The organism is Lysobacter tyrosinilyticus (genome assembly GCF_054779815.1).
Genome location: NZ_BAAGXN010000003.1, coordinates 47,817 through 57,961 on the forward strand (window position 1 = coordinate 47,817; position 10,145 = coordinate 57,961).

The following is a 10,145-nucleotide window of genomic DNA, read 5'->3' on the forward strand; positions in this document are numbered from 1 at the left end:
TCAAGCTCCCTGATCTTCTGCCAACGCGAGGTCGGCGGCGAGCAGCGCCCTCAGGCGCTCCATTTCGTTGCGGGGCGGCGCGTTGCCGGACTGCGAAGGCGCGAATGCTGTCGTTTCGGCCAGCAGTGCGGTGTCCTGCATCGGTTCCTCATCGGGTTCGCGGAAGAATCCGCTGCGCTTCAGGTTCAACATGCTCGCCTTCACGCCGGCGGTCACTGCCTCGATGTCGTCGTCGGTGTGGGCCGTGGTCAGGAAGCAGTTGCCTTGGATGTTGGTCTCCACGCCTTCCATGCGCAGCAGGATGAAAAACAGCGCTTCGGTCACGCCCCAGTAGCTGTCGACGAAGCGGAAGCGGAACAACGAACCGAAGGTGTCGATGAGCACCGGCAGGCGCTCTTCGCGGAAGAACGCATTCAGCGTGTTGGCCAGCCGCGTGGTCTTTTCGTTGAGGGTGCGCTGGAAGCAGGTGCAGTCGTCGCACGACTGCACGCCATCGCCACAGCGCTTTTTGATTTCTCCCAGGACGGCCAGAGCGGCGGCGATCTTTAGCGGGTTCTGCGAATGGGTACCGGCCATGCCTGTGCGCTTGGAGCTCGGCATGCTGTCGTCGTCGAATCGCCAAGTGCCGCCATCGATCAGGTCCATGTACTTCGCCGCACCTGCGATGACGCCCGTGGGCAGGCCGCCGCCGGGAATCTTGCCGTAGGTGGCCATGTCGGCTTGGATGCCGAAACGGCCCTGCGCGCCCTGCGGGCAGACGCGGAAACCGGTGATCATCTCGTCGAAGATCAGCGGGATGTCCTTCTCGATCGTCAGTTGGCGAAGCGCCTTGAGGAATTCGACCGGCTTCTTGTACGGATGGCGCGATTGCACCGGCTCGACCAGCACGGTGGCGATCTCGCCGGCGCGCTGCTCGATCATGTCAAGCGACGCCATGTCGCCGTAGTCCAGCACGATGACCTCGTCGGCGAAGTCCTGCAGGATGCCCGGCGCCATCGGGAAGCTGTTGCCGGCGAGGTCCCTCGTGGCCGCCACCGCATCCGAAAGGCCGTGATAGGCGCCGTCGAAAAGAACGATCTTCTTGCGGCCGGTCGCTGCGCGCGCGATGCGTACCGCGAACATCACCGCCTCGGTTCCTGATTGCGTGAACAGCGCGCGTTCGTGGCCGGTGATCTCGCAGAACAACTTGCAGGCCCGAAAGATCATGTCGGAATAGCCGACCAGCGGGATGCCCTGGTCCAGGCTGTGCTTGACCGCGTCGATCAAGAAGGGGGCGCGGTGCCCGAACAGGTTCACGCCCATGTCGCCAGAAATGTCGATGTATCTGTTGCCGTCGGCGTCGTGGACGTAGGCGCCTTCGGCCTTGGTGTAGGTGATCTGGAAGTGGAGCTTCTTCAGATCCTTGATCAGGTGGAAGGCGCGACGCTGGTCGACGAAGTGGAGCTGATGTTCGAGAACATTGGCCTTGGACTTCGGCACGAAGCGGTCGTACTTCTCGACGAGAGCGGCGATCCAGGCGCGGTGTTCGTCGGTGAGGTCGCGCTGGTCGATCGTCTTCAGGGCCCGCGCAGCGCCCTTGCCGTCGTGCGCCAGCGTGATGCCGTCCGCACGGCGGACGATCGCCAGCACCTGCAACTGCGACTCCTTGTCCAGCGACTGGAACAGGCGCATGGCGTCCTGCTTGTCGATCTGCTTCGACAGGATTTTCTTCGATACGTCTTCAACGGGTATCTGCATGGCGTGATCCATCTCGCGGTCGCTAGAACTGATATTGATATCGGATGACGAACTGCTTCTGGTCGCGATACGGCCAGGTCCCACTACGTTCGTCCCGTTCGTCAGGAAAGAACAATTCGAAATAGACCGTGGAGTTGTCGTCGATCAGGTAGGAACTGAGGAACTTGTGCTGGAAGCTGGTGTACGGCTTGGTATAGATGGTGAGCCAACTCAGGGTCAGGTCGTCGTTGAAGAAGCGGTTGCTCACCGAGCCCACCAACGAGTGTTCGTCCCGCTCGCGTCCCACGATGTCGCTGCGCCAGTCGAGCAAACGGCTCCAGACGACTTCGGCGCTATAGGTAAGCGCCCGGCCACCCGGCGAATAGTCGAAGCCGAAGCTCGAGTCGAACTGGTCGCTCTCGACGATAGACAGGTCGCTGCTGCCGGCCGGACGCGCGAAAAACGCGCGCGGCTGTTTCAGCGCGACTTCCGCGCGCAGCAGCAGGTTGTCGATCGCGACATTCGCGGTCAGCCCGTACATGCGGAATCGTTGCTGGCGCACCAGGTAATCGTTGTCTATCAGCCGCGCCGCCATCAGGCTGATGTCGCTCTTGCCGAACGTGCGCTTCCACCGCGCCCCGAATTCGTAGGTGCCGGCGTTGTCCCAGTCGTCGTTCGGGGCCTTTTTGTCGAAGGCGCCGGGGATGTCGTACTCGGACCCGCGGTCCGGATACTTGTTGTAACCGGGCCGTGGCACGAAGAATGCGGTCCACTGGCCGGAGTCGACGAAGTGGTCCATGACGAGCATCGGCTGGCCGACGCGAGACTCCTCCAGCGAGATGAAGAAGAACTCGGCGCTGTTGCGGGGACTCACTTCGTCGGTGATCGCGCCGCCCTCCGAAACGCCCCACGGCAGGATCTGGTAGCCGAGCCGGAAACTGGTGTTGCCGAAGCTGCTCTGCAGATAGGCTTCGCGCGTGACCAGTTCGCGAAAAAGATCCTCGTCCTTTGCCTTGGCGCGGTGATCGTTGCTCCAGTGCAGATTGAGCTTCGTATCCAGGCGGAGATACAGATTGCTGGTCAAGGGCTTCGAGTATTCCAGCCGGACAGACGACCGGTTGTTCACCAGCCGCTTCGGCGAGGCGAACTTGTACGAGATTTCGTGCTTCAGGCTGATGCGTAGTGGATCCAGCCATGCCGCGAGCCTGCTGCCGTCCGCCGCCGTGAGCCCGGTCAGGTCCCCGCCGTCCTCGGTCGTCGATACCGGTCCGTTTGGCTCCTGACCAATAAGATCCGGACCATCGGGCGAAGGCTCGCCATCGGCGCTCGGCGCCGGTGTGCCCTGGATATTGTCCTTATCGTCGTCCGTGTTCGAGTCGACGTCGATTTCGAGGTCGTCAAGGTTGACGGTCGTGTCGGTGCCTTGCTCCGGCGGCGATGCAGTGGTGACCTTGTCGCCGCTCGCGTCCGGTGCGCCCGCCTGCGTCTCGGCGGGCGGATCGATAACGACGCCTTTGAGGAAATCGCTGTCCGGATCGGGCGCAGGCTCGGTCTTCGGCGTCTGCGCACAGGCACCGAAGGCTACCCCGAGGGCCAGCAGGGAAATCGCCACCGACTTCATCGTGCGATCACCGCCTCGCCGCCGTACCCGCTCGATGCGTCGTGATCCTGGTAATAGCGGACCTCCTCCGACACCCACAGGTCGTCGAGCGCGCGTTGAGAGATCACCTTGATCAGCGCCAGCTGATCCATGTCCGAGGCGACGAAGGCGTCCAGGTCCCGCATGGCCTCCTCCGGCTCGATCGAGCCGATCCCGAGGCTTTCCATGCGCTTGCGATAGAACGCGTCGGTGACGACGCCGACGCTGCCCCAATAGGCCCAGTTGACGATCTTGACCGGGTACGAATGACGTGCGCGCATGGCCTGCGCAAAGCTGTCCTTGAAAGTGCAGCCGGCGCAGTAGTTCGACTGGCCGGCGTCGCGGTGGAACGATGCCACCGACGAGAAGAACAGCACGAAATCGAGATCCTGGCCGGCGAAGGCGCGCTCGATGTTCACGCTGACGTCGACCTTGGCCGCGAGACTCTGGCGAAAAGCGGCCTCGCCCATCGCGCGCACTGTCTGATCCTGCAGGACCAGCGCGGAATGGACCACGCCATCGATCCGTGGGAAGCGTTCGCGGATGGCGGCGACCGCTGTCGCCAGCGCCGCCGCGTCGGTGGCGTCTGCGGAGAAATAGTGCGGTCGTCGACCCAGGCCCGCGATCGCATCGAGCTTCGCTTCGATGTCGGCATCCTGCGGCCGGCGGCCGACCCAGATCACCTCGGCGTCGTAGTGCGTGACCATGTGCCGCGTCCACACTTCGCCTAGCCCGCCGGCGCCGCCGATCACGACATACACGCCCTTCTGGCGGTAGCCCGTGCGCGAGGACGGAATGCGGCCGACATCGGCGAATTCCTGGCGGAACCATTCGTCGCGGCGGAACGCCAGCCCCCTGCCCTGCTCGTCCCAGGGCAAGGCGAGGATTTCGCGCGGGTCGAGATCGGCGGTCGATTCGATGTCGAGCAGCCGGAAGCGCCACAGCGGCAGCTCCTTGGCGACGCTGCCGACCATTCCGTGCACGCTGGCATGATGCGGCGACACCCGTTCGTGGTCGAAGACCTGCATCGCGCGGCGCGTGACGACCGTGAACTTAAGTTCTCGCTCGAACCAGTCGAGCCGACTCAGGGACTTGAGGATGCGGAACAACGAGAGCACCCCCGCCTCCTGGCTGGGTACGATCGCGTCGTCGTCGTCGCCGGCGTCCGCCTCGGGGGCGAACCACAGCAGATGCTCGAATTCGCGATCGGACAGCAGGCGCTCGATCTGTTCGACCGAATCGCCGGCAACGATCGGCTGATGTCGCAGTTCGATCGGAGCCGCACGCAGCCAGGCGAATAGCGCCTCGTCTCCGCCGAGCAGCAGGCAGCGTTCGCCCGGCGCCGGCGCCGGCGTCACCGCGTCGCCTCCGAAGCGGACCGGATTCCAGATCGGGACCAGAGCGTGCAGAGCGGGTCTGGACGCCGGGGTCGCGGCCGGCTTCGCGGGCGCCGGCGCAGCCCCGACGGCGCGCGACGACGCAACGACGGGCGCGGATGCGACCGTGCGCGAGACCAGGCCGCGGATGCTCACCCGCGGCAGGCCCTGGTCGTCAATCAGATCGATATCCAGCGACGGCAAGCCCGCGATGGGCGTGCCCGGTGCGCGGCGGACCCAGACCCACATTTCGTCGGTGGTGCCGCCGTGGACGATCATGTCGTCGAAGGCGAACGGCATCACCGCAGCACCGCCTTCGCCGTCCAAGCCCGCGAGCAGGCCGATCGTGCACTGCATCGCCGAATCCATCATCGCGGGGTGCAGGCCGAAGCGCGGATCCGCCGCGCCCGGCAGGCGCAGGCGCGCGATCACTTCGTCGCCGTCGCTGCGCAGGTCAGTGATGCCCTGCATCGTCGACCCATAGCGCAAACCCAGCGCCTCGAAACGCGCGTACAGCGCATCGCGATCGCGATTCGCGCCCTCGATGGCCTCGTCGACCGCGGCGATATCCATCGGCTCGCAGTCGATGGCCTCCGCACTGCAGCGGACCGTTCCGCGGGCATGGGGCGTTTCGCCCCCGCCTTCGGAGCGGATCTCATATTCGAGCCAGCGTCCGCCGTCCTCGTCTTCGCCGTTGTCGTGCAGCACCACCGTCAGCGCGAACGCATCGTCGACCACCACAGGCTGGATCCAGGCGTGATCCTTGAATTCAAGCGTTCGCGTCCGGTCGCCCGGCAGCGCAAGCGCCGCGGCGGCGCGCACCATTTCGACATAGGCCACGCCGGGCAGCACGCGGCGTTCGAGCACCACATGGTCGCGCAGGAAGAATTCCTCACCGTCGAACTTGGACGAGAAGATCAGACCCGATACATCGGACACGTTGGCATGCAGCAAGGGATGCAAGATCGACGGTGCCGCCGCTGCGATTGGTTCTCGTCGGCCGTCCTCGGGCCGCTCCGGTATCGCGAAGCGTCTTTTCTCGAAGGGATAAGTGGGCAGGGCAATGCGCCGCGCTCCCGATCCTGCAAACAAGGCATCAAGCGACAGCGTGGCCCCGCGGCAGTACAGATCTGCGAGCGCGACCAGCTTGCTGCGCACTTCTTCAGTCGTCAGACCGCCGAGAACCTGCTGCACCAGAAAGTGCGCGAACTCGTCGAGGCCCGGCGTCGCATTGCCGGAATGCTCGACGTCGCTCCCGACAAAGCAGTCCGGCGCGCGCCGATGCCGGTTCAAGCGTTCGAGCTTGGCAACCAGATCACAGACATCGCTCACCACCAGCACGCAGCGATGCGCAAACACACTACGACCCGTGGCGAGCGTAAAGGCAATATCGTCGAGATGTTCGCGCTTGCCGGCATCGAGCCAGGTGGCGAGATCAGCGACCTTGCGCCAAAGCGCGGCCTCGGTCTTTGCCGACAACACCACGATCCGCGGCATTTCCGCCACGCGCGGTGGCAGCGGCCGCTGCGGCGGTTCTTCCAGAACCATGAAGGCATTGGTGCCGCCTATGCCGAGGCAGTTGATCGCGGCACGTCGCGGCGTATCGGCTTGCGGCCATTCGATCGAATCGGTGTTGACGTGGAATGGACTGCTCTCGAAATCTATCTTGGGATTCGGCGCGGCGAAATTAACGCAAGGCGGAATGCGCTGGGATTTCAGAGACATCGCGACTTTTATCAGGCTCGCCATGCCGGCCGCGATATCCAGATGGCCGATGTTGTTCTTGACCGATCCGATCGCGCAGAACTGGCGACGCTCGGTCTCGCTGCGAAACAACCGGCTCAGCGCGAGGATCTCGATCGGATCGCCCATCGCCGTACCTGTGCCATGCGCCTCGATATAGCCGAGGCTGTCGGCGGATACGCCGGCGCTGTCCAGCGCAGCACGCATGCAGTCGAGCTGACCGTCGACCTTGGTAGCCATGAAACTCATCTTCTGGCCACCGTCGTTGTTGATGGCCGATCCCTTGATCACGGCATGAATGCAATCGCCGTCGGCCAGCGCCTGTTGCAGGGACTTGAGCAAGACCATGCCGACGCCGCTGCCGAACACGACGCCTCGCGCGTCCGCATCGAAGGCGCGGACCTGCCCGTCGGCGGACAGGATGTTGCCGCCCTCGTACAGATAACCCGCCACGTGCGGCGTGCGCACGCTGACCGCACCGGCCAGGGCCATTTCGCACTCGCCCGAGCGGATGCTCTGGCATGCCATGTGCACCGCGACCAGCGAGGTCGAGCATGCGGTCTGCACCGCGACGCTCGGGCCGCGCAAATTCAGTTTGTAGGACAAGCGCGTCGGAACGAAGTCCTTGTCGTTGCCGAGATGCCAACTGCCCCCGGTCTTGCCGACGATATCTGCATAGTGTTCGGTGCACGACAGCAGATGGCTGGAGACGACGCCGCCGGATCCGGCAAATACGCCGACCCGGCCGGGTTGGGTGTCGGGTGGATAGCCAGCATCCTCCATGGCCGACCACGCGCATTCGAGCAACAACCGATGCTGTGGATCCATGATTTCCGCATCGCGCGGCGGAACCCAGAAAAACTCCGCATCGAAGCAGTCGTGGTCCGCGAGCAGTGGCGCTACTTTCACATAGTTCGGATCGGCCAGTGCTTTTGCCGATACCCCATGGGCTAGCAGTTCTTCGGCAGAAAGTGTGGTGATGCCGGAGCGGCCGGCGCACAGATTGGTCCAGAATTCATGCGTCGAGGACGAGCCGGGAAACCTCCCGGCCATTCCAATGATTGCAATGTCGCTGTGCTGCTTTTCCATTCCGCATCCTGCTGCAATGGACAACATCGAGCCCGCCACGCAACGTGGCCGGCACGCGAATTGATCGCTTTCGAGAAAACTACTTGATCAGCGCTCGTAGGCAGAACAGAGATCACCAACCGTGCGCAGGCTGGTTATCGGCACATCGCCACTCGCGAATGGATCATAGGAAAACGCGATTTCCAGTATCGCGAGAATTCGGGCGATATGCAGCGAGCGGAATCCGAGATAATCGATGAGCGCGCTGGAGTCACTGATCGTGCCGAGTTGCACGCCCTCCTCCTCAGCAACGCGACGGAGGGTGTCGTAGATGACCTGCTTGTGTTCGCTCATGGTGTTCCTCAAATGGGGTTGAACAGAAGGACCAGCGACGGGGCTGGGCGTTAGCAGGAGAATCCGCCATCGACCGACAGGGTCTGACCGGTGATGGCGCGCGTCGACAGCAGGAAACGGGCGGTGTCGACGATATCCTGGGTGGTGCACATGGCGCGCATCGGTGTCCGGCGAATGATGCGAGCACGCTGAGCATCGGTCAGGTGCCCGACCATCTCGCTTTCGAAAAACCCGGGGGCGATCGCATTGACGGTGATCCCCTGTGGTCCGACTTCGCTCGCGAGGCTGCGTGTGAGCCCCAGCAACGCTGCCTTGGTAGCGCTGTAGACCGCCAAGCCCTTATGACCGCGCAGGGCATTGACCGAGGAGATATTGATGATGCTTCCGCGCCGCTCCGCGAGCATGCCCTTGAGGCAAGCCCGCGTCAGCACGATCACCGACTCCAGATTCAAGGTCAGTGCCCGATTAATGTCGTGCTCCGACGTCATCGTCAGCAGGCCCTCGAGGCCGACGCCGGCATTGTTGATCAACGCATCGATGCGCTTGTAGCGGCGCAAAACGTTCATACCGAAGGCCCTGACTCCGTCGAGGTCGGTACCGTCGATCGCTTCCCAATGGAAGCGCGCGCCGTCCGGATCGGCGCCACGCAGCTGATCGATGAAGCTGTTGCTGGAACGGCTGAACGTGGCAACGATGTCGCCCGCGTCGAGCCGTTCTTGCACCAATGCCTGCCCCAGTCCGCGGCTGCCGCCGCTGATGATGACCACTCGTTTGTCAGTCGGCACTTACTTGCTCCCTTTTGGCATTAACGACATCGTCCTGTGCTGTGCGCGTCGGGCGACGAATCTTCTTGAAGCGTGCGCCAAACATGGGGTCTTCGCTGACCGCTACCCCGACTGGCACCTTGAACGCCGGCAGATGCTCCCGGCAATGTGCGCGCACGCGTCGCTCAACCTGTGCCGTCGGCTCGGGTACGATCAGTTGTACCGTCGCGAAAACCAGATGTCCGGTAAGCGCGCTTGCCTTGCCACTGACGACGACATCGCTGATGTTCTCCACCTGCAGGATCAGGTTCTCGATCTCGCTCGGGTAGACCTTCTCACCACCGACGTTGATGATCTCCGACTCGCGTCCGAGTATGCGCAGGTAGCCATCGCGCTCCTCGACCTTGTCGCCGGTGTTGAGCCACCCGTCCTGATCAAAGGGAGATGGCGCATTGAGATAGCCGATCATCGCTGCGTCAGTCCGGATCCAGAGGATGCCGTCGACGATGCGGGTCTCATGGTGCTGGCCACCGACCTTCATCCAGGTCGAGCTCGCGTCCTCTGATCGAGTCGGCAGGATGCCGACTTCGGTGAGTCCATAAGTCTGTTTGCAGCGCACGCCGGGCAAGGCCTGGTTCAATGCCTTGAGCGTCGCCAGCGACATCGGCTCGGTGCCGTAGGTGATCAACTCCAGCGATGACAGATCGTAGGTCTGACGCTGATCCGAAATGAGGAGCATGTTGAGGAAGGTCGGCGTCGTCGGCAGCAGCTGAACGCGTTGCGACTCGATCGCATGGCACACCGTGGCGACTGAGCGATCCGCGACAAAAACTGCGGTGCCGCCGTTGAACAGCACATGCAGCAACGTGTTGACGCCGCCGATATGGTCGAACATCAGGAAAATCAGGGTGCGGTAGGCGGCTCCGGGCTTCTGCAGAACATGAGCGATCAGCCGTGAGAAACGATGCACCGAGGCCTTGCTCTTGCCGGACGACCCGGAAGTGAACAGGATCAGCCCGGCTTCCTTGGGTTCGCCGCGCAGGCGATCGAGCAGCGGGTGACTCCGGCCATAGCCGCAGTGCGCGTACCGGCTGCTGCCGTCATTCGAAAACTCGAAAACGCCATCGACGCATGCGGTCTCGAGCGCCTCTTCCACTTCGAAGTCGCTGGCGGACAGGAAGGGCACCACGACGTTCGCGTTTTCGACCAGCGCGAACAGCAACCCGATCATGTCGCCGGAGACCTGCCCGCGCAGTGCGATGCATGCGCCCGGGGCGATGCCCGTCGCCTGCAGTTGCTTCCGCCAGTGACAAATCCTCTCGTGCAACTGAGCATAGTCGAGCGCCGCGCCGTCACAGACAATCGCTGTGCGCCCGGCGTGATCGGCCCAACCCTCGATGAGTGTCGCCAGATTTTGCATTCAACGCTCCGTGTTCGAAGACCCGCCACGCGGGTGGATCAGCCGATTGTCCGGCCCAGTAGTTT

At 63.3% G+C, this 10,145-nt stretch carries 6 protein-coding genes; all 6 read right to left on the bottom strand.

Annotated elements, in window-relative coordinates; genetic code table 11:
* A complete protein-coding gene (locus ACYVGK_RS07260) occupies positions 1-1,737 on the bottom strand; it encodes an aminotransferase class III-fold pyridoxal phosphate-dependent enzyme (RefSeq protein WP_460732689.1) in 1,737 nt (578 codons plus the stop codon).
* Positions 1,738-1,759: 22 nt separating this feature from the next.
* Positions 1,760-3,328 carry a hypothetical protein gene (locus ACYVGK_RS07265; protein WP_460732690.1) on the bottom strand — a complete coding sequence of 523 codons (1,569 nt, stop codon included), beginning with the start codon at positions 3,326-3,328 and terminating at the stop codon, positions 1,760-1,762.
* A gap of 5 nt (positions 3,329-3,333) precedes the next feature.
* Positions 3,334-7,563: an SDR family NAD(P)-dependent oxidoreductase gene (locus ACYVGK_RS07270; RefSeq protein WP_460732692.1), complete on the bottom strand. Its 4,230-nt coding sequence runs from the start codon at positions 7,561-7,563 to the stop codon at positions 3,334-3,336.
* An 87-nt stretch (positions 7,564-7,650) separates the two neighbouring features.
* Complete coding sequence (locus tag ACYVGK_RS07275; RefSeq protein ID WP_460732693.1) at positions 7,651-7,896, bottom strand: hypothetical protein; 246 nt, start codon at positions 7,894-7,896, stop codon at positions 7,651-7,653.
* A gap of 50 nt (positions 7,897-7,946) precedes the next feature.
* Complete coding sequence (locus tag ACYVGK_RS07280) at positions 7,947-8,663, bottom strand: SDR family NAD(P)-dependent oxidoreductase (RefSeq protein ID WP_460732694.1); 717 nt, start codon at positions 8,661-8,663, stop codon at positions 7,947-7,949.
* A gap of 7 nt (positions 8,664-8,670) precedes the next feature.
* Positions 8,671-10,080, bottom strand: coding sequence for a class I adenylate-forming enzyme family protein (locus ACYVGK_RS07285; protein WP_460732696.1), 1,410 nt, complete (start codon positions 10,078-10,080; stop codon positions 8,671-8,673).
* Between the last annotated feature and the right edge of the window lie 65 nt (positions 10,081-10,145).

What these genes read in the sequence shown, in the direction of transcription:
- ACYVGK_RS07260 (WP_460732689.1), bottom strand. Translation starts at nt 1,737, where the DNA reads ATGCAGATACCCGTTGAAGACGTATCGAAGAAAATCCTGTCGAAGCAG.
- ACYVGK_RS07270 (WP_460732692.1), bottom strand. Translation starts at nt 7,563, where the DNA reads ATGGAAAAGCAGCACAGCGACATTGCAATCATTGGAATGGCCGGGAGG.
- ACYVGK_RS07275 (WP_460732693.1), bottom strand. Translation starts at nt 7,896, where the DNA reads ATGAGCGAACACAAGCAGGTCATCTACGACACCCTCCGTCGCGTTGCT.
- ACYVGK_RS07285 (WP_460732696.1), bottom strand. Translation starts at nt 10,080, where the DNA reads ATGCAAAATCTGGCGACACTCATCGAGGGTTGGGCCGATCACGCCGGG.